This window comes from Chitinophaga sp. Ak27, from assembly GCF_012726295.1.
In the GTDB taxonomy this organism is placed as follows: Bacteria; Bacteroidota; Bacteroidia; order Chitinophagales; family Chitinophagaceae; genus Chitinophaga.
In genome coordinates this window covers 354,426-378,139 of the sequence record NZ_JABAOB010000009.1, presented here as the reverse complement: position 1 = coordinate 378,139, position 23,714 = coordinate 354,426, and the positions used below count along the sequence as shown (strand labels likewise).

Annotated in this window: 16 protein-coding genes and 1 tRNA gene; 8 read left to right on the top strand and 9 right to left on the bottom strand. The window is 47.7% G+C overall.

Translation table 11 applies throughout. The features are described 5' to 3' along the window. Positions 1 to 206: 206 nt before the first annotated feature. Both HGH90_RS26725 and HGH90_RS32315 read right to left on the bottom strand, forming a co-directional pair. Complete coding sequence (locus HGH90_RS26725) at positions 207 to 545, bottom strand: helix-turn-helix domain-containing protein (RefSeq protein WP_169192293.1); 339 nt, start codon at positions 543 to 545, stop codon at positions 207 to 209. 199 nt (positions 546 to 744) lie between these two features. After that, the gene (locus tag HGH90_RS32315; RefSeq protein ID WP_169192292.1) at positions 745 to 1,074 is read right to left on the bottom strand and encodes a winged helix-turn-helix transcriptional regulator; all 330 of its coding nucleotides are present in this window, start codon (positions 1,072 to 1,074) and stop codon (positions 745 to 747) included. A 111-nt stretch (positions 1,075 to 1,185) separates the two neighbouring features. Between HGH90_RS32315 and HGH90_RS26715 the strand changes: the two genes are divergently transcribed. The 3 genes from HGH90_RS26715 (at position 1,186) to HGH90_RS26705 (ending at position 4,300) form a co-directional block, all read left to right on the top strand. Further along, positions 1,186 to 1,563 (top strand): nuclear transport factor 2 family protein, encoded by a 378-nt coding sequence (locus HGH90_RS26715; protein ID WP_169192291.1) that lies wholly within the window; start codon positions 1,186 to 1,188, stop codon positions 1,561 to 1,563. 62 nt (positions 1,564 to 1,625) lie between these two features. After that, a complete protein-coding gene (locus HGH90_RS26710; RefSeq protein WP_169192290.1) occupies positions 1,626 to 2,015 on the top strand; it encodes a nuclear transport factor 2 family protein in 390 nt (129 codons plus the stop codon). A gap of 725 nt (positions 2,016 to 2,740) precedes the next feature. Then, entirely contained in the window at positions 2,741 to 4,300 is a 1,560-nt protein-coding gene (locus tag HGH90_RS26705) for an alpha-L-arabinofuranosidase C-terminal domain-containing protein (protein WP_169192289.1), read from the top strand. 417 nt (positions 4,301 to 4,717) lie between these two features. On the opposite strand, the gene HGH90_RS26700 is transcribed toward HGH90_RS26705, so the two are convergent. The 4 genes from HGH90_RS26700 to HGH90_RS26685 form a co-directional block, all read right to left on the bottom strand. Next, a complete protein-coding gene (locus tag HGH90_RS26700; protein WP_169192288.1) occupies positions 4,718 to 5,437 on the bottom strand; it encodes a hypothetical protein in 720 nt (239 codons plus the stop codon). A gap of 445 nt (positions 5,438 to 5,882) precedes the next feature. Beyond that, a tRNA-Lys gene (locus HGH90_RS26695) sits at positions 5,883 to 5,955 on the bottom strand. A gap of 70 nt (positions 5,956 to 6,025) precedes the next feature. Continuing rightward, positions 6,026 to 8,488, bottom strand: a complete 2,463-nt coding sequence (locus tag HGH90_RS26690) for a glutaminase family protein (RefSeq protein WP_169192287.1) — start codon at positions 8,486 to 8,488, stop codon at positions 6,026 to 6,028. A 284-nt stretch (positions 8,489 to 8,772) separates the two neighbouring features. After that, the gene (locus HGH90_RS26685; protein WP_169192286.1) at positions 8,773 to 10,083 is read right to left on the bottom strand and encodes a hypothetical protein; all 1,311 of its coding nucleotides are present in this window, start codon (positions 10,081 to 10,083) and stop codon (positions 8,773 to 8,775) included. A gap of 208 nt (positions 10,084 to 10,291) precedes the next feature. On the opposite strand from HGH90_RS26685, the gene HGH90_RS26680 reads away from it, so the two are divergent. Continuing rightward, the gene (locus HGH90_RS26680; protein WP_169192285.1) at positions 10,292 to 11,911 is read left to right on the top strand and encodes a sulfatase; all 1,620 of its coding nucleotides are present in this window, start codon (positions 10,292 to 10,294) and stop codon (positions 11,909 to 11,911) included. A gap of 97 nt (positions 11,912 to 12,008) precedes the next feature. Here HGH90_RS26680 and HGH90_RS26675 read toward each other — a convergent pair whose 3' ends face one another. The 3 genes from HGH90_RS26675 to HGH90_RS26665 all read right to left on the bottom strand — a co-directional run bounded on the left by HGH90_RS26675 (position 12,009) and on the right by HGH90_RS26665 (position 16,174). Then, on the bottom strand, positions 12,009 to 14,309 hold the full coding sequence (locus HGH90_RS26675; protein WP_169192284.1) for a family 20 glycosylhydrolase: 2,301 nt from the start codon (positions 14,307 to 14,309) through the stop codon (positions 12,009 to 12,011). Between the two features lie 106 nt (positions 14,310 to 14,415). Then, complete coding sequence (locus tag HGH90_RS26670; protein WP_169192283.1) at positions 14,416 to 15,018, bottom strand: pseudouridine synthase; 603 nt, start codon at positions 15,016 to 15,018, stop codon at positions 14,416 to 14,418. Positions 15,019 to 15,025: 7 nt separating this feature from the next. Continuing rightward, complete coding sequence (locus HGH90_RS26665; protein ID WP_168762798.1) at positions 15,026 to 16,174, bottom strand: putative sensor domain DACNV-containing protein; 1,149 nt, start codon at positions 16,172 to 16,174, stop codon at positions 15,026 to 15,028. 162 nt (positions 16,175 to 16,336) lie between these two features. On the opposite strand from HGH90_RS26665, the gene HGH90_RS26660 reads away from it, so the two are divergent. The 4 genes from HGH90_RS26660 to HGH90_RS26645 all read left to right on the top strand — a co-directional run bounded on the left by HGH90_RS26660 (position 16,337) and on the right by HGH90_RS26645 (position 23,708). Further along, positions 16,337 to 16,921, top strand: coding sequence for an RNA polymerase sigma factor (locus tag HGH90_RS26660; RefSeq protein ID WP_169192282.1), 585 nt, complete (start codon positions 16,337 to 16,339; stop codon positions 16,919 to 16,921). Between the two features lie 81 nt (positions 16,922 to 17,002). Continuing rightward, complete coding sequence (locus tag HGH90_RS26655; protein WP_169192281.1) at positions 17,003 to 18,163, top strand: FecR family protein; 1,161 nt, start codon at positions 17,003 to 17,005, stop codon at positions 18,161 to 18,163. A gap of 239 nt (positions 18,164 to 18,402) precedes the next feature. Then, complete coding sequence (locus tag HGH90_RS26650; protein WP_168762795.1) at positions 18,403 to 21,786, top strand: TonB-dependent receptor; 3,384 nt, start codon at positions 18,403 to 18,405, stop codon at positions 21,784 to 21,786. 23 nt (positions 21,787 to 21,809) lie between these two features. Further along, the gene (locus HGH90_RS26645) at positions 21,810 to 23,708 is read left to right on the top strand and encodes a RagB/SusD family nutrient uptake outer membrane protein (protein ID WP_169192280.1); all 1,899 of its coding nucleotides are present in this window, start codon (positions 21,810 to 21,812) and stop codon (positions 23,706 to 23,708) included. The last annotated feature ends 6 nt before the right edge of the window (positions 23,709 to 23,714 follow it).

Genomic DNA, 23,714 nt, shown 5'->3' with positions numbered 1-23,714 from the left:
GAAGGGGATGCCGAAGGCGGCCCGTTCAATCTTCACGGGTGGGGCTTGCGTGGAGCAGCCCCGCCCAATCTCCGCGTACAGGTGGCAACGCCGCCTGTGCTTTCTCCGTGAACGGGATGCCATAGGCGGCCCGTTCGATCTTTGCGGGCCGGGACCTGCGTAGAGCAGCCCCGCCCGATCTCCGCGACAGGTCGCAACACCGCCTGTCATTCTTTTGGCTGTTCTCCGGGCTGCAACAATCCCTGTATGTCGTTCCAAAGAAAATAGACCCTCGACCGGATTTTGTACGGCTTTAGTTTGCCGTGTTTTATCCAGTCGTAAATAGTAGGCTTGGTAACCTGAAATAGCTGACAGACCTCACCAATTTTATAGAGGGGCTTATAGGTGAGGCCGGGGGTATCATATGCCGGGGTACGTACCGGCTGCCTTTCCAGTTGGCTGACTTCTTCACGCACCAATACACGCAGCATTTGCCAAAACTGTTCCGGCTCTATCGGGAACAGTATTGGCGCTGCCGTCTGCACATTTCTTTCTCTCTTTTCCATATTATACCGATTTATACGGCAAATATGGTTGCTCATGAAAAAGAAAACAGGCTAAGTATACTTGTTTGGCGGGAAAAGGAAGGATCTGGCAGTAGCTAACTAACTTATTATTTTTTCACATTATAACGTTTCGCCACATCTGGGTGTCTGGTAGTAATCTAGAAAATTGTGTATTGCAGTTTACCTAGGAAATAGTAAATCACAAATTTTCCAACCCGAACGAAGTTAACCTATCGATGATTGGCATTGTCTTTAACCCCAAATCTGTTAATTGATATTCAACCCTCGGTGGTATTTCGGAATATGATTTCTTGGAAACCAATTTATTCTTGACCAAAAAATTTAACTCCTGTATCAATACCTTTTCACTAATTCCTGGAATACCCCTCTTTAGCTCACCGTACCTGATTACTCTTCCATTAATTTGGAACAATATTAACAATGTCCATTTGCCGCCCAATAAGGCCAAAGATCTCCTTACCGGACAATTCTCATCTGATTGCTTAATTATTTCTTGACTTTTATCCATTTGATAATCAATGTTTCTAACCTGTAAGTAGGTATGACACCAACAGGTAAGTACTTGTACAAAAGTAGGCAATGCCATTATTTTGCACAACAAAAACTAAAAAAACGTGTTATGACACAAGAAGAAAATAACAAGCAAATAGCTATCACAGCGTATCAGAAAATTTTTGGCGATTTAGATATCGCAGCAATAGATGATTACATGAGCATGGATTTTATCCAACATAATCCCACAATAGCTGACGGTCCCGAGGGAGTAAAAGCCCTCGTACGAATGCTCGCCTCACAAGGGATACCTAAACAAAAAATAACATTTAAACATATTGTGGCAGAAAATGATATTGTTATCCTCCATTCACGTTATGAAATGGCAGGAAAGGAATGGAGGTTCATTGACATTTATCGTTTGAAAGATGATAAGTTAGTTGAGCATTGGGATGCCATGATGCCGATGCCTGATGAACGAGCAAATAACAATCCCACATTCTAATAAATCATTATATTAAAAGAGCAAGTTAGCTCATTATTCTTAATCATAAATAGCAAGAGTAAATGACAGCAAAAGAAGTAGTACAGGCATATGCGGAAGCCCTTGGCAAAGGGGATGTTGCTACCGCATTTTCATTTTTCAGTGCTGGCGTTCAATGGCATCAGCCAGGAGCCAACCAATTTTCGGGAATAAAACGCGGAGCCGATGAGATTGGAAAAATGCTTGGAGGCATGATGGCAGCCACCAAAGGCTCCTTCGTTTTACAACCTAATGGTAATTTAATGCTTAATGACAATATTGTTGTCATGCCTGTACGCTTTAGCGGCACCATTGATGACCGAAGTATCAATATGACAGGTGTTGATTTATTTGAGGTAAATGAGGGGAAAATTACTGGGATTTGGTTATTTTCCGATGACCAGGAAGCTGAGGATGTTTTCTGGGGAAAGTAATTTCTAAATGACGCGTAAAGGTTAATGAATGTGTCAAATATGAGGGCAAAACTTGTAAAGAAGGTACTTAATTCTGTGAGCAGCAATTAAGTATCTTCTTTAATAAATAAAGACGCCGACAATGATACCGATCAAAAGAACTTGGAAACAATAATCTAAGCAAAAGGCCGATCCAAAGCCTTCTTTCTACTGTGACATTAATAGGGATAGAACCAGGAGTTCCATCATACATCCCTGCTAAATCAATTCACCTTAGTCAGAGATCAAAGTCAGTTAATTACTTAGAAATTTATAGATACAAGTTTTCTTCAACCACCGTTAAGGACATATTACCAGTGTTTTCAACAGATACGAAGCTCACCCCCTATTTTAGGTATACTGCTTATCTTAATTAGTAACCGTCGTCCATTGTTTCAAATATATGGATACCCTTCGTTAGGACTTCACTAGCGAAATTATCAAAAAGACATTTAAGCTAATTGTATTGCCATAAAAAAAGTACTAATTTTCCATTTTATTGTCATACTGACAATTATAAAATTCCACTCGTATGAAAACAGTAAAACATTTGGTCTTTCCAAATCATTCGATCTACAAAGAATTCATCTTGTTGAATCCGCACTTTTTGCACAAAAGTCTTCCCTACGAAGCACCATCGCTCTTAGACATTAAAAAATAATCCAGTTTTTCGCTTTGCACTACATCATAAACAATAATTCTCACATATGAAATCAACTAAAATTCAATATTTAGTTAGCTTAATACTGTTTTACTTAGTTCTAACTTCCCTCCCTGTATTTGCTCAAAAGAAATTGCATGCTGAATTAAGAATCGACAAGAATGGAGGTATGGAGGCGTATAGTAGAATGATCTTTGGTCAATTCATTGAGCACTTCCATCGACAGGTATATGGCGGCATATTCGAACCAGGATCAAAACTTTCAGACGACCAGGGATTCAGAAAAGACGTGATACAGGCTCTAAGGGAACTTAAAGTGCCGGTAGTACGCTGGCCAGGTGGTTGTTTTGTTTCCTCTTACCATTGGCTCGATGGGGTTGGAAAAAACAGAATACCTGCCTATGATAAAGCATGGCATGTTGAAGATCCAAATACGTTCGGAACTGACGAATATATAGCTTGGTGCAGGAAAATTAACGCAGAACCGTTTATTTGCACAAACGCAGGCACGGGCACACCGGAAGAAATGAGTGATTGGATTGAATACTGTAACTTAAATATTGGAAAATTTGGGAGAATGCGGATTGCCAATGGCCATTTAGAACCTTATAATGTTAAATACTGGAGTATCGGTAATGAAAACTACGGATTCTGGGAAATGGGCGCTAAGACGGTGGACGAATGGGGGTATTTTGTAAGAGAAGCAGCCAAATTAATGTTCAACGTAGATCATTCCATTAAACTTTTCGCGGCAGCCCTTGCCGATGATAATTGGACTACTCCACTATTGGAACGAGCAGGTCAACATTTAAGTTATGTTTCGATTCATGGATACTGGGATATACTTAATCAAAACTATAGCCCATCTGACTATATTAGCTGTATGCTCAAAACAACCCAACCCGAAGAACAAATTAAGCACACCATCGATATTCTTAAAAAGACCGGTTACGATAAAAAAATAAAAATTGCTTTTGACGAGTGGAATTTAAGAGGTTGGCATCATCCGGATCAGGGGAATCGTATAAAAGGACAAGATATAGCAGCTAGAGATAAGAATGATAGTAACTCAACTTACACTATGGCTGATGCTCTTTTCTCTGCGTGCTTCTTAAATTCATGTATTCGCAATTCAGAATATGTTGCAATGGCCTGCATGGCTCCAATTGTTAATACAACAGGCCCTATATATGTGTCACCAGAAGGTATCGTAAAACGGACAACATATCATGTAATGAATATGTACGCAAATAATCTCCAGCCTAACATCATATCTTCTTTCATTAAATCTGATACATTAAGTAACGGAACAACTTCTGTTCCAGCAATTGATGCCATCGTCACTTGTAGTGACGATCGAAAGTTCTATTCCATATCCCTGGTGAATAAGCATCCGGAAAGAGAGGCAGAATGTGATATTGACTTAGGCAATATCGATGGAAATGCGAGCGAATTTGTACTCTCAGGTGATTCGGAAAACGCGTTCAACGATGTAGATACTCCCAACAGAGTAATACCCATTAAGAGATCTATAGTGATCAAAAATGGAAAGATTATTCTTCCAGCCCATTCACTGGTTATTTTGAATATTAAACTACCTCACTAATGGCGGAGCCGCGATAAATTTTCAAATTTTTCTCCGACCGCCAGTGAAACAGGAGTAATGCCCGTTTTTAGAGAGCAAGTGAATACAACTCCACTATTACTCCCTATTTCACTCAAAGTAACAGTGATTACACATCAAGCTTATATGAGGGAATCATTGATGAGGCCGGAGGTATCGTACATCGGGATGCAAACCGGTTACCCCTCCATTTAACCGACTTTCTTCACACAACATTTGCCAATACTGTTTCGGCTCAATCGGAAACGGTATTGGCGCTGCCGTCTGCACATTTCTTTCTCTCTTTGCCATATTATACCGATTTATACGGCATATATGGTTGCTCAGGAAAAAGAAAACAAGTTAAATACACTTGTTTGGCGGAAAAAGGAAGGTTTTGGCAGTATGTTATAAATGATATTAGGGCCTCTGGAATTGTTGCTCCAACTGCTTTAGCCGTTGGATACCTTCATCAAATTGCATTGCTTCTAAAATTGCATAGGCTTCTTCAAAACTTTTGCCCACTTCTACAAGATGACGATGCTCCAATTTGGCCCTTTTATCTTTCTTAAAGATCAGGTCAAGTGCCTTTTTGATTCCATCAGGACTTGACCCGAAAATTTTGTGCAACAGGTCTGCACATTTATCACTGGGGGTTAGGTAATTAGCTTTGCTGGCTTTGTCAAATGCGTAGAACAAAAGTACCAAAGCACGGTTAGTCAATTGGTCTTGTTTACACTTTTCCTGCCATGCACGTTCACTGCCTTCATAGGCTGCTATCACCGTTTCCAGCTTTGGCAAAAAATCACCGGTAAAGGTCGGCCGATAAATTAGGAAATACACCGGCAGATAGGCAACCATTCCCAACGTCACACCTGCAAGCATATACATCGCATTGAATTGGCCACTGTAAAAGAAAACAACAACATCGGCCAAAACAAACAAAAGCAAATAGTGCCATAGCGCATTACTCCAATACTCATTAATCAACTGACGGCGTGTTGCCTCTGCCGGCCAACTAGCGTAAATGTCACGCTGCCCCTTATGGGTCTTGCGAAAGCGGGAATAAATGTAACTGTAATTAACGGGGAGGTCAAAGGTGAAAAAGGATTTCAACCGCTTCATGTTCAAACTTCTCATATCCTTGTATTTATTAGGTAAATAAAACAACAATGTCTATAAATATACGAAATTGAAAGGCCCACATCCAAAACTATTTTGCATCTTCTTTACTTGATCTCACAACGGTAAATAGAACGGTAAACCTCAATACAGATTTTCGTATCTTAGTAAAAGCTAGTTAACCAGTATAAAGTATGGGAAACAAATTGAGGCTATATAGAAGGAACTCAACTAAAAAACAAAACCCCGCGACTAGCGCAGGTTTTAGAAGTTGCTTGTGATCCCGCTGGAATTATAACTGGGAACTAATATCCGCTTAATGTCTAAATGATGTAACTTAGTAACGATAAGTCAACCCAAATAAAACTAAATAACCACAAAAAGCGATTTCGCACTTTGATAGACTAACAAATAGACCAAAAACAAAAAACCCGCGCAGCGCGCAGGTTTCAAGTTTCTCCTGTGATCCCCTTGGGACTCGAACCCAAGACCCATACATTAAAAGTGTATTGCTCTACCAACTGAGCTAGGGAATCATGCACCCCGTTTTTGTTTAACGGAGTGCAAAGATAGTAATTTCTATTTTACTTCCAAATTCATTTTGAATTATTTATCTCCATCCGGATTAAATTTTGCTTGAAGCATTTTCATAAAGTACCCCCCTACTACGCTCCTCGCCTGGAAGCCTACCATTTTACCATCGGTGGTTTCGTGCCAGTCGCTCAGTGGTACGCGTGTAGTCGTTTCCGTGGCATACTTATAAACGGGTGCTATAAGTGCGCGGAAGTCGTCGGCGTTGTCGGTGAGTACGGCGGTCCAGAGGATCCAGTCTGATTTGGTGTAGGTTTTACGACTGTCCAGTGGAAGGCCGTAGGGTTGCTGGTGTGCGAGGTAGAAGGCCGTTTCTTTTTTGTATACGCTGGCGGGGAACAGGTGGAAGTTGAGTACTTTATCCCATACCATGTTGTATTTCTGGCTCCAGGTGTTTTTACTTTCGAAAGCGAGACTGAAATGATCGCCGTCGTCGGCGAGTTGTATCCAGTGGGCGGCCATGTCGCGGGCGGCGCTTTCGTATTTGTCTGCGGCGGCGGCATCACCGAGCATGCGGGCCAGCATGGCGTAAGAGCGGATGCCGGCAATGGCTTTGAGCGAGAGGTTGGTGTTGCGGGCCAGGTGACCGGCGAAATCGTCGGTGCACAGCTGGTTAGCGGGATCGAAGCCTTCTTTCATGAGGTATTCGGCCCAGGTGGTGAGGGTGGCCCAATGTTTTTTGGCGTAGTTGGCGTTGCCTTCTGCGCGGGCGATGGCGCCAGCTAATACGAGCATGTTGCCGGATTCTTCTACGGGCATGCCTTCGCCATATACCTGTCCGTTGGCTATGGGATAGGTACCCAGGTCGTGGGCGGCGTAGGGCTTGGTGTATTTACCGCTTTCGGAGAAATAGAAGATGCCGTTCATCATGCCTTTCAGGAGATCGGGGTTGTATAAGAGAAATAAAGGCGCCGATGGATAGGTAACATCTACCGTGTTGATACAGCCGTTGCTGAAATTTTCTTTAGAAAGAAAAAGGATATCGCCCTGCGGGCTTTTTGCCAGCTTATGTGCGGCGATGGACTGGCGGTAGGCCAGTTCGCAGAGGGCGGCGTAGGCTTCGCCACCGGCTTTTACGGCGTCGTTGTGCAGTTGTTCGTTGAACTGTTTACACTTTGCCAGGATGGTGGCGTAGTCGTTGTAGGCGGCGTTGAGTTGTTTGTCGATGGTTTGTGTGGCATCGTTTTTCCACCAGGCTTTGAGGTTGGTATGGAAGTATTGCAGGGCGTACAGATCGTCGTAGCCGAGCAGGAACAGCTGTTCTTTAGGGGTGCTGGTGACCGCGCCCAGGTCAACGGCGGTATTCAGCACCAGCGATTTATCGGCGGTGGTGCTGGCGGTGCGGCCTTTGGCAAAAGCGGCGGCGGCATCGGCGGCAGTGCTGATATACTGTTGTGGGCGGGTGGCGCTAGGCGCGGCTACGTACATATAGCCCCAGTCGATGCGCAGGTCGTCGCCTTGCTTTTTCAGGATGGGTTGTTCTTTGGTGCCTGCTTTTAAGATCGACAGGCCGCCGTTGGTGTATTTTGAAGCGGTAACGGGCTGTGAGGGCACGTTTGCGCAGATGTCTGAAGAGGCGCCAAAGTACACCTGTACCTGGTGAGTGGCATTGTCGTTGGCGGCTACCTGGTACGCAATATACGATACCGGGCGGGATAGCAGTTGCAGGTCATCCATCAGCAGTGGTGAGGTGAAGGTGAGCGTTACATCAGCCTTGCCGCAGGTGAAGGTATATATGGTTTGCGTGGCGTTGATGTCAACGCTGTTCTGTACGGCCTTTTCAATGGTTTGTCCCGCAGGTGGCGGCATAAGGCGGGCGATGCCGGCATCCAGGAAAGCGCCGCCGGCGGTGTTTTCTATATGAATGGCCAGCACGTTGCCTTTGGCTTTGAGCTTTTGTTTGGCGGCTTCGGGAATAGCGATGTATACATATTTATTCAGCCAGCCTTTTAAGTTATAGATCTGTTCACCGTTGAGGTATACAGTAATATTATCATCGTGAGAGATTTTCAGGAACAGGTCTGCGTTAGCCACATTCCCTGCGTCGAAGGTTCTGCGGGTCCAGAGGTCATGACTTTTCCAGAGCGTGCCTCCTTTGGACGGCTCATCGCCGAAGGGCGCTGCCGCGGTTTTCCAGCCTTTGTCGTCGTAGGCCGCCTGCATCCAGTCGCCGGTGGGCGCCTGTTCGGTGTACTTTACGGAGTAAGGCCGTTCATCGCTGGTGGGTACGAGCGATTGGTAACTGGGTTCTTCTTTACCGAGAATGCGGTAAGTAACACCATCTACCTTTACCAGGCCGGTAAGGGCCTGGGTGGTGCCCGTCCAATGCCGGGTAGCGCTGCCATTCAGCTCATCGGTGGCCGACCAGATACTGAAATAAGGGTCATGTGTAATTAACGGATAGGCCGGCGCCTTTTGCTGCGCGGCCACACTGCTGCCTAAGCCCAGCAATGTCAGGAGTGCGAGTGTTTTCACCATAACGTGATTTAAAATCAATTAAGCGTACAAAATACAATTAATAAATTTATTACATTTTTCCGGCGATTCATAACCGCTCATAAAAAAGGTACTTCTTTGGGGTATATCTGGTGTAAAGGAGTTTGGTACTAGTGGCGGGGCAAAAAAAAGCGCAGACCCTGCAAACGCCTTGGAGGCCCTGAGAAGCCTTGTCAGTACGTTATTCAGATCTACGCGTATCTTAAAATAAGTTAAATACGATGCAGAAAGGTGCGCAAAAATACGCTTTTACATCAAATTTTGCATTAAATTTTTGCTGGGAATATCGCAAACCATTCCGGCCGCGAACGTATCAGCAATGCGATTCCCCATATCAGCACCGCCATGCCCAACGCGCCCCAGGCCTTCTTATTCTTCCAGCTCCAACCCAGTACCATCGGCAGTTCCCAGTATTTGATCAGCACATAGAGCAGTAAGCCTCCCAGGCCTGCCCACATGAGTAACAACGCCTCCAGCTGTGCGCCTGCCAGCACTACGGCGCACAAAAATACGAGCGTCACTACCTGTAGCCAGATGTAGTTGGGAATACCGCAATTCGTTACCTCTTCGATCGACAGGCCCAGCAGCGCACATCCCAGGAAGATAGTCAGCACCAACAGCGATTCTTTATATACTACCGGCAACAATAACATTCCAACCCACACGACTAACGATACTACGATATAGGTGGCCATACGCTCATCTTTGGCCCTCCACCGCCGCTTGTTGCCAAAGGGCAACAATACACGGTTCAGCCGCCCTTCCATCATCCGCACCGGCGGCAAGGCAAATGCAGCAATCATCAGCGGCACTATCAGCTCGTAAGCATACCAGCTGTCGGCACACCGCTGCATCACCCACCACACCGCCGCCGTGGTGATCAGCGCTGGCACGCCCACATAGCGGAAAGCTTGAAGGGGTGTATATTGGTCGTCGTCAAAAATATTTTTTATCACCTTACTGTAGTACTTCACAAATGGGATTCGTATACAGATGGCCGTTAGTTGCGACCATAGCAGCACCAACCCCGTATGGATAACAACGGCTCTAATCTCCAGGTTGCCCAGCAGCGGGCCTCCGTAAATGGCGGCCATTCCCAGGACCAATAGTTCCCAGGTAAGCATCTTCGGAGAAAATAACCAGCGGAATAAGGGAGAGAGATACCTCAGCAAGCTTCGCCATACATCCGGCAAATACCGTCCCAGTAGCTGTATAACGGCAAAAGCCCCTACCAGCGCCGCCAGCCCGATCAACAACCGGGAAGCGGTAAATACGCCTCTCAACGCCTGTAAACGCGAAGGATGCTTGATGGCATATACCAGCTCCGTATTATTCAACAACTCAGTGGCCAACAGGCCGGCTTCTTCCCGCGTTACCCGGCCCAGCTCCGGCTGGTGCATGCGCCAGAAACTATCCGCCTGCGCAGGCGACGCCCAGGCGCTCAAGGTGCCATATTGATAAAGGATCGTCTTTTGACGGGAAGTAAGTGATTCCAATGTTCGGGCCAGCGCCGCATCCGTAGCAAATGCACTTACGCCCATGGTTAACAGCAACAATAAAATGGTGATAATACGCATACGGTGCCAAAAATAAGGAAATATCTGCCGCCAGTAAAAAACGATCGCCCGAAAAGATCCCCACAAAAGTTGCGAATACAGGATTTCTATATTACTTTTAGCCCACTTTCCAATCCTGTCCCATTCCGCCCGAACAACGGGATGGCATTCATGCTCCACCAACATGAATGGAAAAAGGATCCATCAACAACGACCAAACCGACGATATATGAAAAGGATTCTCCTGGCATTGGCACTCCTGTTGCCTGGCATGGCGATAGCACAGTCAAAACCCAACATCATTTTTATTCTTTCTGACGATCATGCCTACCAGGCCATCAGCGCCTATGGCAACCGCCTCGTACAAACGCCCAACATCGACCGGATTGCACACGGCGGCGCCCTGCTTACCAACAACCTGGTGGCTAACTCCATCTGCGGCCCCAGTAGAGCTACGCTGCTCACCGGCAAGTATAGTCACAAGAACGGCTATACGCTGAATGAAAAAACCTTCGATGTACACCAGGAAACGTTCCCCGTACTGCTGCAGCAAAACGGTTACCAGACCGCCTGGATAGGGAAACTGCACCTCGGCAGCCTTCCTATCGGGTTTAACTATTTCAATATCCTCCCCGGCCAGGGACATTATTACAATCCCGATTTCATCAATAATAACAATGATACCATCCGCTATAAAGGCTACGTCACCAACCTGATCTCCGACTTCTTCTTCAACTGGCTCCAGGGCAGGGATACGTCCAAGCCCTTCTTTGCCGTGATCGGTGAAAAAGCCACGCACCGCGAGTGGCTACCGGAGATACAAGACCTCGGCGCCTACGACGATATCAACTTCCCTCTCCCCACTACTTTCTTTGATACCTATGATACCCGCGAAGCCGCCAAAGACCAGGACATGACCATCGATAAAACCATGCGCCTGGCGGAAGACCTAAAAGTGCACCAGCCCTTCGGCCTGCAAAACTATGAGCAGGATAAACCCCGCCTGCAACAATGGCTGCAGAAAAACTACCCCGGCAGGCGCTTCAGCGAAACTGAACTGAAAGAATTTTATATCCGCCAGGGCGAATACCGCCGCCTGGACGAAGCGCAGCAACAAGCCTTCAACCATTATTACAGGGATAAGATCACGAAAGATTTTGAGGAGAAAAAGCTCAGCGGGAAAGAGCTGGTGAAATGGAAATTCCAGCGCTACCTGAAAGACTACTATGCTACGGCCAAATCGCTCGACAGGAACATCGGTAAAATATTGGATTACCTCGACAGTACCGGGCTAAGCAAAAATACCATCGTCATCTATGCCTCTGATCAAGGCTTCTACCTCGGCGAACATGGCTGGTTCGATAAACGCTTTATCTATAACGAGTCCCTGAAAACGGCCTTCGCTATACGCTATCCCGGCGTGATAAAACCCGGCACTAAACTCGACGCCCTGGTATCCAACACCGACTGGGCGCCCACCATCCTGGATATTGCCGGCGCAAAAATACCATCCGAAATACAGGGGCGTTCGTTTCTGCCCCTGTTGAAACACCAACCCGTAAAGGATTGGCGCAAAGCAGCCTACTATCACTACTACGAATACCCGGAACCACATCATGTGTCGCCACACTTCGGGCTGCGCACCAAAGATTATATGCTGGCCCGCTTCTATAAAGGCGTTAATAGCTGGGAACTCTTCGACCTGAAGAAAGATCCGAACCAGCTGAAGAATGTATACAACAACCCTTCGTATGCAGCGATCAAACAGCAGCTTTTACAACAACTGAAAGCATTGATTCTGGAGTATGATGACCAGGAGGCGCTGGAAATTTATAACCACCGCCTCTGATCTCGCAAAGAAGAAAAAGAAAGAAAAAAGCAGCAAATATCTTTGCTGCTTTTTTCTTTCTTTTTCTTCTTTGCGTTTCTGCTCCTTTGCGTGATCCTTATCTCCCCGCTCCAAACCAGCTGTCAGGCACCGGCTGCAGCTTACCACCATCTACACTGTATTCCAGCTTTAGCGTGTATCCGCCACCACCTTCTACAAAGGCAATTTTAAATGGATGCCAGCCTTTCTCCAGCGCTACCTGTCCGCTCTTCTGGAAAGGCGCATGCCAGCCATCGTTGTTCACCACTTCCTGGTCGTCGATATACAGGATACCACCATCATCTACCGTCAGGTAAAAGCTGTAAATACCGGTAGTGGGCACATTGATGTACCCATTGATACGCGCGCCAAACGGACCGCCACCTTTTCCCATTCCTTCCGGGATAACGGCGTTGGCTACACGCAATGAGCTATCTGCTATTTCTTTTATTTTGGCAGCACTCTTAAAGGTACCATTATAATAGGTAAGCTTTAATCCGGATCTGGCGTCTTTTACCACGGTAGCAGGCCGGTAGGTTTCTTTGCGGTAACGCAGGGTGTAAATGTCGCCGCGGTTGCCACTCGGGCTAAAGGCTGCCAGGCGGATCTGTTGCGGCTCACTGATCTCGTAATTATCCGGCAATACGGTGGCATGTTCATCAGGGATGCTGCCGTCGGTGGTGTAGCGGATAGTCATATCAGTTAGTGGCTTTTTGATATGCAGGTTTACCTTATCTACAAACACGTTGTCTTCCGTAAAACCATCCAGGTCGGGCAGACGGTAATGAACGCCCAGCAGGTCCAGTCGTTTATACTGTTCGTTGAGTCGTTGGAGATAACCTTCATAGTCGGCATGTTGTGTCCACAACACTTCCGCCAGCGCGATCATGCGGGGCATGAACATATAATCGGCCCGTTTTTCTGAAGGGATGTATTCTGTCCAGATGTTGGCCTGGGCGCCCATGATATGCGTGGCTTCCTGCGCAGTTAACCCTTTGGGCACCGGCTGAAAATGATATACATTATAAATGGAGTTACGGTCGGGTATTCCATCGAAGTACAGCGGGTTACCCGGCGTCATGATCACCTGGTTACCGTGACGGGCCGCTTTCACCGGTGCATCGGGCACCCAGGCGCGCCAGTACATCAACACGGCGGTAGGACTGATCCCTCCTTCCAGAATTTCATCCCAGCCAATGAGGGTTTTACCTTTGGAATGAAAGAACTTCTCCATGCGCTTCACGAAGTAGCTTTGCAGCTCTTCTACTGTCTTCAGGTTGTTAGCCTTCATCACTTCTGCGCAAAGCGGCGAGTTGGCCCAGCTGGTTTTCTCTACCTCGTCAGCGCCCAGGTGAATGTATTTGGACGGAAACAGGTCGGCTATTTCACTGAAAATATCTTCGGCAAAGCTGAAAGTCGATTCCTTACACGGACAAATAGGCGTGGAAAAGGTTTTACCCCAGCCGGTTTCACTGCTGCATGCAAGGAAAGGATAAGACCGGATGGCCGCCATCATATGCCCCGGCATATCTATTTCAGGGATGATTTCGATATGACGGGCCGCTGCATAGCGGATCAGGTCTTTCAGCTGCTCCTGCGTATAGAAGCCACCATAAAGGGTTTTCCCATCTTTATGGATGATATGGGAAGTATCGATGGCCATGTCAGGATTGCTGACCGCCTTCTCCATACAAACAGAATCCTGGTTATTAAATTCCCTCCATGCTCCCTGGGAAGTGAGCAAAGGGTACTTTTTAATTTCAATCCGCCAGCCCTGGTCATCCGTCAGATGCAGGTGCAGCTTATTCATCTTATATAAAGCCAGCAGGTCGATAAATTTCTTCAGGTAGTCGATGGAGAAGAAATGACGGGCCACATCCAGGTGCATGCCACGCCAGCCATAGGCCGGGTGGTCTTTCAACGACATGGCCGGGATAGCAATACGTTTCAGATCGGGCGCCTTGGGATCTTCTATTTCCGCGGGCATCAGCTGCCTCAAAGTTTGGATAGCACGAAAAAATCCGGCGGGCGCTTTGGCGGTGATCAGCAGCTCCTGGCTACTTACCTCGAGCGTATAATCCTCTTCTCCTGCCAGCGCCGGGTTCTGGCGCATCACGATGGCGCCCTTCACGGCTTTCTTCCCCGTTGGCAGTGGTTTTCCCAATGCCTGGGTCAGGAGCAATTCCAGCTGCGCGGTTTCTATCATATATGGAGATGGGTTGGCGGGCAACACCAGGCTGGTAGCCGGCGTAATCACAAATTCGCCCGCCCTGGCCTCCAGTTGCTGCGGATAGGGAATGATCGGGTAGCGTGGCGATTGCGCGGAAGTTACCTGCAGCCCGATACAAAAGGCGCCGGCAAGCCATAAAAATTTCTTCATAATAATCTTCGTTAAAGCATGATTCCAAAGGCAAACGTAATAAGAATCGACCCGTTAACCTAATGTGATCTTCACTAATGCTGTAGCTAAATTGACCCTGTTCCGGTTATCTATCTCCGTAATTGTCAATTTTTAACAAGCGGAAAAATTCTTCCTCCGGCAGCTCCTTCACTTCTCCGGGTTGTAAATCTCCCAGCTCCAGGTCTTCTATCGATACCCGGATCAGGCGCTGGCAACGGTGCTTTACCGCGAGCACCATTTTCCTTACCTGGTGGAACTTGCCTTCTGTGAGGGTGATCAACAACCAGGTATGAGGCACGGTGTGCGGTAACTCCCCGGGATGATCAAACAAACCGTCAGGACGGTTTACGATATCGATCCGGCGGGGAGTAGACACATGTACGGCATCCCGTCCAATCGGGATGGCTACCCCGGTTTTCAGCCGCTGCAAGGTGGCCTCGGTCATTACGCCTTTTACCTTTACCAGGTATGTGCGTTCATGTGGCTTGTCCTGGAACAATAGCCGGGTCACTTTTTTATTGGTGGTTAAAATTAATAGTCCTTCTGAATCGCTGTCCAGCCGCCCGATGGCATGGGTGCCCTCCGGAAAATCGAAATCCAGCTCGCCCAGCAGCCGCACCTCGTGCGAGCTGATAAACTGGGACACCATATTGCTGGGTTTATTGATAATAAAATACCGTTCCTTCATCACGTTGTTATAACAATAATATGTCTATGCGGTGGCCCTGTACCAGTTGCTGATGCTCCGACCAGGAAAATACAGTGAAATAGCCGTCCTGGGAAGCTACCAGGGCATATGCATCGCGTTGGTCATGTACAAACTGGGCGGCCGATAAATGCCGTGTGCCGCCAATAGCCGATGGATGCAGCAAAGTGGGTACGCCGCCTTCTATCGGTTCTACCATCAATACCTGTTCAATGGGCTTCGCATCTTTTGCCCGGGTGATTTTGGCGCCGAAAGCCAGCAGCTCCTGTTGGTCATTTACAATAGTGGCGCCATCTACGGCGGTAAGCCCGGTGATGTTTTCTACTTCCCGGCGTAAGGCATTCTGCCAGAATATTTCTGTAACACTTTTACCGTCATACCGCAACAAGTCGGCTACGCCTGAAAAGGCCGGTGAAATAGGATATTGCAGCGGATGAATAATGGAATCGCGCCACGCCTCACTATGGGAAGGCGTTACCAGTAAAATGCCTCCCCGCTTATGTGCCCGCATCGATACGGCAATCTGTATCAATACATTCACCCCATTATTCCAGAAACAGGAAGAGGTAACCCCCAATAACGATTTTAATATCATAGGACTATCGGGCAACAGGCCGCTGTCTTCGTTCACCACTTTTACCTGGTCGCCACGGAGCACGGCTACGTTGGTGAATTTTCCCAAACCGGCAGCACGGCGGTGTTTCACCACCAGCAGTCCCGGTTCCGATACATCCAATACAAAACAAAGATTAGGCAATTTAATCGTGGTGCCCCATACATATAACTCCTCTCCTTCAAACCATACACCTATATGTATACCGGGTCGCTCTACACCCGGGGCCAGCTTGGTGAGCAGCTGGGGCGTGAGCAATATCGGCTTCTCAAATAACAACGGCTTGCCTGCCTGCGACGGCGGTAAAAATGCCAGTGATATACGGATGGCATTTCCTTCTTCTTTACGCAGACTAGCCCAGAAAGCTACATCGATAATTTTTTCTACCTGGCGGGCAGCAGGTACAATAGCCAGGTCTTCCTCTCCATTAGCTTTCGCGGCAGAAAGGTGTTTCCTGAAATGGGCTTCTATAGTGCCGGCTACCTTTACGGCAGCCTGGTAGGTGGCTTCATTAACTACTTGCATAAATCCAGGTTCAGCATGTTTGAAAGCGCAAATTAAAACATTTCAGCATAGCGGATTACAGGCATCCAGGAACCAACAGGAGAAAATACTATTATTAGCGGCGAATTTAACGCAAATATCCTATCTATATAAACAGTAATTTGCCTGTACTTGTAACCACGTATGGAAGTGAATACCTACAATGAAAGGGAACTATTGCTGAGCCTTGCTCAGGGGGAGGATCATGCCTTTGCCAGTGTATTCCATCACTACCGTCACCGTATATACGCCATTGCTTTCCGTTTACTGGGCTCTGCATCGCAGGCTGAAGATGTAGTACAGGATATTTTTCTTAAAATGTGGCTCAAGCGTGGCGAGTTACACGAAATCAGTCATTTCAAAGCGTACCTGTTTACCGTTACCCGGAATCATATTTTTACGTCGCTGAAATTAATGGCCCGGCAACAGCTGGCGGCATCCGAACTTTCGGCCACAGCAGTCAACGAAATAAAAGACGCCGCTATTATTCATAAAGAATACGAACAAATCCTGCAACGCGCTATTGCGCAGCTGTCGCCGCAACAGGAGCTGATCTATAAACTCAGCAAGGAAGAGGGACTGAAAAGAAATGAAATTGCCGACCGGCTGCAACTTTCTCCCGAAACCATCAAAGTACACCTGGCCAATGCCATGCGCTCTATCCGCGCCTTCTGCGTGGCCCGTATGGACCTCAATACCTTCCTCGTTATTATGTGGCTGTTTTACTAAAAAGTTTTTTTTCAAAACCCCTAACCCATCCGGTTCATTTTATAGTCCCCTTATACAGCAACCTAAATCAAATCGCTATTCATGACAGCATCCCGATTCAGATACCTGTTTGAGCGGTATTACGCACAACAATGTACGCCTGAAGAACAACATGAGCTGATGGAGCTGATGGCACAGTCGGCGCACGATGAAGCGCTTAAGCAATTGCTGGACGAACTGCTGCTCCAGGCAACGGATAACGACCAAACCATGCCGGACGATACTGCCAGCAATATGTTGCAGGAAATCATGCAAACAAATGCGGCCCCCGCACCGGCACGCGTACACACCTTTCCGGTATGGAAACGGCTCACCGTAGCTGCCTGCACCCTCGTCGCCGCTGCCACCGCAGGTTATATAATATATACCAGGAGCCATACCAGCACCAACAAACCGATGGCCAGTGTGCATGCTCCCAGGCCCAAAAACGAACACGCCCGCCTGGTAATGGGTAATGGCGAGGAAATTGACCTGGACCATACCACCGCCACAGATGTTGACGTTCAATCAGGCGTTTCCGTTAGTAAAAAGGGAAATGTGCTGGCATATAACAGCGCTCCATCCGTAGTACCAACTATCAATACCGTATACACCAACAAAGGGGGCATCTACCAGCTCATTTTGCCCGATGGCACAAAAGCCTGGCTCAACGCCGCCTCATCTATTAGTTTCCCCACCGCCTTTAAAGATAGCACCCGCGAGGTAACCATACGCGGAGAAGTATATTTTGACATCGCCCAACAAGCCAATCAGCCCTTTATTGTAAAAACCAATAACATGAAGGTAGCGGTACTGGGCACCGCCTTTAATATCAAGGCATATGAAGAAGAAAACATCTGTACCACGTTACTGGAAGGAGCCATTAACGTCAGCAGCGGCAGCATCACCCGGAAAATGCAACCCGGTCAACAAGCACTGATCAACCGCGAACACACCGGGATCAGCATCAGCCGCGTAGATACCGACGTTGCCGTTGCCTGGAAATCCGGCCGCTTCGAATTCAACGATAACATCAAAACCATTATGCGGGAACTGGCCCGATGGTACGATCTCACCGTTGTATACGAAGGCGCCACCACCGACAAATCCTTTGCAGGCTCATTCTCCAGGCACGACAGCCTGAAAGACATCCTACGCCAGCTGGAGTTAACAGGAAGTATTCATTTTGATATCGCCGATAAAACAATTACCGTCAGACCTTAAAACTACCATAATAGAAAGTATGTATCAACCAAACTAAACGACAACCAAAAAAAACAACAGTTATTCTGGCAGTGAAAAACCAGCTGCGGCTAATGCCGCTCCTGGCATAGCTATGCGCTCATGTGCCGGACCCTGTTTTACCTAAACTTACAATTCCACCTGAAAAAATGAAGCAGACTTTCCACAAAAAACGCCGCCCCGACCGGCCCCTTTTATCGAACCAAAAACTATTGCGCTTTATGAAACTCACCTTATTACTACTCTTGTCTGCTGTGTTGCAAACGCACGCGAATGAGCCTGTACAACAGGTAACCTTGCATGCCAAGGCCGCGCCCCTGGTTGAAGTACTGAAATCGATCAGGAAACAAACAGGATATGTTTTTGTATTTGACCTCCAAATGGTCAACAATGCCAAACCTGTTAACTACTCACAGGAAAATGTACCCCTGGAGCGGGCCCTGGAAGAAGTTTTCAGAGATCAGCCACTCACCTATTCTATTCTCAAAAAAACAATTATTCTTAAAAGAAAACCCGTTATCCAGTCCTCTGTACCCGACAACGTACGCATCAAAATTAAAGGACAGGTAACGGAACCGAATGGCACCCCCATGGTAGGCGTTACGGTAGTCAACAAAACCTCCCGTACCAACGCCCTCACCGATGAAACCGGCGTGTTTAATATTGAAGCCAATATCGGCGACAGCCTCATGTTCACCATGGTAGGGATGCAGCCGCAAACCGTACAGGTAAAAAATGATAGACTCCTGAAAATTGTGATGCAACAAAAAGTGTCCGATGTGGGAGAAGTAGTGGTAGTAGCGTATGGTACCCAGAAAAAGACCAGTATGGTAAGTGCTGTTACCAGCATCAATCCTAAAGAGCTGAAAGGTCCTACGAGCAACCTCACCACCATGCTCGCCGGCCGATTGTCGGGCGTTATCTCCTTCCAGCGTAGCGGGGAACCCGGGAAAGACAATGCCAGCTTCTTCATCCGTGGTATCACTACCTTTGGTACCGGTAAAGTGGACCCCCTCATCCTGATAGATGGTATGGAATCCAGCACCACTGACCTGGCCCGCCTGCAGCCCGACGATATCGCCGGTTTTTCTATCCTGAAAGATGCTACCGCTTCTTCCCTCTATGGCGCCAGGGGCGCTAACGGCGTGGTGCTCGTAACCACCAAATCCGGCGTGGAAGCCAAAACAACACTCAACGTACGCTTCGAAAATTCATTATCCACCAATACACGCAATTTCAAATTTGCCGATAACATTACCTACATGAACCTCGCCAATGAAGCCGTACTTACCCGGAACCCATTGCGCGATGTACAATACTCACAATCTAAAATTGACCATACCGCTGCCGGCGATGACCCCCTGCTGTATCCCAACAACAACTGGATTAAACTGCTGATTAAAGACTATACCAACAACCAGCGCACCAACTTCAACCTGAAAGGAGGTGGAAAGGTAGCCCAGTTCTATGTGTCCGGCACTTACAACGTAGACAACGGCGTGCTGAACGTAGATCAGCGCAATAACTTCAACAGTAACATCAAACTAAAAAATTACGCACTCCGTTCCAACGTCGATATCAATCTCACGCCTACTACGAAAGCCATTGTACGTACTTACGGACAATTCGACGATTACAACGGCCCCATTGGCGGCGGCGCAGGATTATTTTCACAAACCATCTGGGCCAACCCGGTAATGTTTCCGGCCATATACCCCTCCAGCTTTGCGCCGGAGTTAAAACATCCACTGTTTGGTAACGCCGTAAAACCCGGATTCGGTAGCCTGCCCGGCGATGGCAGCAACCTGTATAATAACCCCTATGCCAATTCTGTATCGGGCTATCAGCAATATAACACCTCCACGCTCCTGGTGCAGGCCGAAGTTAAACAGGACTTCAAATTCCTGCTGCCCGGCTTAACCGGCAGGATCATGGGATATACAGAGCGTTACTCTTATTTTGATGTAACCCGCGGTTATACACCTTATTTTTATACATTGAAATATGATGTTGATAAAACACCACAGCTCTCTTCCCTCAACACCAATGGAACAGAATACCTGAACTACTATCCCGGCCAGAAAACGCTCAACACCACTTCCTATTTCGAAGCGGCGCTGAACTACAACCAGCAGTTCAATAAAGTACACAACGTATCCGGTATGCTCATTGGCCTGGTGCGCAACTACCTCACCGCCAATGCCGGCACGCTACAAACATCGCTGCCTCACCGCAACCAGGGCGTTTCCGGCCGCGCTACCTACGATTACGATACCCGCTACCTGGCTGAATTTAACTTCGGCTACAACGGGTCCGAACGTTTTGCCAGCAACCACCGCTTCGGTTTTTTCCCCTCTGCCGGGGTAGCCTGGAACATGCATAATGAAGCATTCTTCCAACCTTTAACCAATACCATCAACGTATTGAAACTGAGAGCGACCTACGGTATCGTCGGAAATGACCAGATCGGTAACGAAAATGACCGCTTCTTTTATCTCTCAGATGTAAATATGAGCGATGGCAATAAAGGCGCTTACTTTGGAGAGAAAAAAAGTTTCTATTCTCCCGGCGTTTCAGTGAACCGCTATGAAAACAGGGAAATCACCTGGGAAAAATCCTACAAAACAAATCTCGGCCTGGAAATCAATATGTTTAAGGCACTGAACCTCCAGGTAGACGTATACAAAGAGCATCGTACCAATATCCTGATGACGCGGAGCACCCTCCCCAGCACCATGGGGCTGAATGCCAATACACAGGCCAACGTGGGAGAAGCCTCTGGCAGAGGTGTAGATGTTGCCGCCTCCTATACGAAAGAATTTATGAATAATTCCTTCGTACAATTCAGGGGCAACTTCACCTATGCATCCAGTAAACTGCTGGTAAATGAAGAGCCTAAATACCCCGAAGCATACCGCTCCCGCGTGGGCCAGTCGCTCTCTCAAAACTTCGGCTACATCGCAGAACGCCTGTTTGTAGATGACCAGGAAGTAGCCAATTCTGCCTACCAGAACTGGGGACAACAGGTAATGGGTGGAGACATCAAATACCATGATGTAAATGGCGACGGCAAAATCACCGATGCAGATATGGTACCTATCGGCTTACCCACCGTGCCTGAAATTACCTATGGCTTCGGATGGTCGTTCGGTTACAAACAGGTAGACTTCAGCTTCTTCTTCCAGGGCTCTGCCAGGTCGTCTTTCTGGATTGACTCCTACTCCATTTCTCCTTTCGTATTAAATGGTGGCGGACAGCATGGACTCTTACAGGCTATTGCAGACGACCACTGGAGTGAAGGCAACAGGAACCTGTATGCCATGTGGCCCCGCCTGAGCGACTATTTCGTGAATAATAACAACCAAAGTTCTACCTGGTGGATGCGCAGCGGCAACTTCCTGCGGTTAAAATCAGTGGAAGCAGGATATACGTTCTCCAAACATTTCCTGGACAGGATCCGTATGACCAATGCCCGCATTTACGTGAATGCGTCTAACCTGTTTGTGATCAGCAAATTCAAAACATGGGACCCTGAAATGGGTGGTAACGGGCTTGGATACCCCGTACAGCGGGTTGTCAACTTCGGTATCAACGTAGGACTTTAATTCACCGTTTTAACTGTGCAAACATGAAACAACCACTGACTAAATTATATACCCTCTTCTTCCGCCAGCACATTCAGAGGACGTTACTATGCCTCCTGTTACTGCAGCTGGCCGGCTGTAAAAAATTCCTGGACGTAGTACCCGATAACGTGGCTACTATCGACAATGCCTTTACCATGCGTGCAGAGGCACAGAAATACCTGTTTACCTGTTACTCTTACCTGCCGTATTCCTCCGATATCGGCGCCAATCCCGCATTGGCGGCCGGCGATGAATTCTGGATGGTACGCCCGTACAGCACCAGTGAAACACCCTGGCAGATTGCACAAGGCTTTCTCAGCGCCAATAATATCTATATGTCGCAATGGGGAGTAAACTTCCGTGCCTTGCGGGACTGCAACATCTTCCTCGACAACATCAACAAGGTAGTAGACATGCGCCAGGCGGAAAAAGACCGCTGGATTGCGGAGGTAAAATTTCTCAAAGCCTACTATCACTGGCTACTGGTGAGAATGTATGGCCCCGCTCCTATTATTGATCACAACCTGCCTATTGCTACTTCTGCAGAAGCGGCCAAGGTGCCCCGCGTACACGTAGACTCTGTATTCAATTACATCAGCAACCTGCTGGATACCGCTGCTGCCGGCTTACCGGAAATCATCGCCGACAGGTCTACTGAGCTGGGACGTATTACCCGTCCGATAGCGCTGGCCATCAAAGCCAGGATACTGGTGACTGCAGCCAGTCCCCTGTACAACGGCAACCCGGACTACAATGGCTTTAAAAACTATGACGGAACACCCCTCTTCAATGCTGCCTACGATGCCGGCAAGTGGAAGAAAGCTGCAGATGCCTGTAAAACAGCCATCGACGCCTGTGAAAGAAATGGCATGGTGCTCTATACCTTCGCCCAGCTGGGCGTAACGCTATCGGATACCCTCACCCGGCAAATGTCGATCCGCAATAGCACCTGCGAAGAATGGAACCCGGAAATTATCTGGAATAATCCCAACTCCACTACCTATGATATTCAGCGCCAGGCCCTGCCCCGCCTCGACCCTGCACGAATAGGCAACGAATCGCCCGTAGGCTCCTTTGCCCCTACCATGAAAATTGCCGAACAATTCTATAGCGATAAAGGCGTACCTATCAATGAAGATATTACCTGGGACTACAACAACCGCTATAAACTGAGAACCGCTACCAAAGCAGAAGGAGAACTAATCCTGGAAGGCTATACCACCGCAGCCGCACATTTCAACCGGGAACCCCGCTTCTATGCCGACCTCGCTTTCGATGGCGCCATGTGGATGATGCAAAAGAAAACTTTCCACATAGAATGTAAAGCCGGACAAATACAAACCCGTAAAAATATCTACGACAACAACGTGACCGGTTACTTCGCCAAGAAGTTGATCAACTGGAAAGATGAAATCCAGGAAGGACAAGGCCTGTATATAGAATCGTATTCCTGGCCGGAAATACGCCTGGCAGATCTCTACCTGCTTTATACAGAAGCACTCAATGAACTGGGCGGCCCTCAGCCAGAAGCATTTAAATATATTGACCGGGTGAGAGCCAGGGCCGGTATCCCAGGTGTGCAAGCTGCCTGGAGCAACTATTCCCGCAATCCGGTGAAGTTCACCACAAAAGAAGGCTTCAGACAGATTATCCAACAGGAAAGACTCATCGAACTGGCTATGGAAGGCGCCCGCTTCTGGGACCTGCGTCGCTGGAAAAGAAGTATGGAAGAACTCAACAAAGCCGTTACCGGATGGGATGTGGATCAATCAGACCCGGTATTCTATTATCGCGTACGCACCCTCTTCCGCCAAACTTTCCAGACCCGTAATTACCTCTGGCCACTTGATAGCTGGGACCTGCTGAACAATCCTAAACTGGTGCAGAACTACGGATGGTAACTTCTT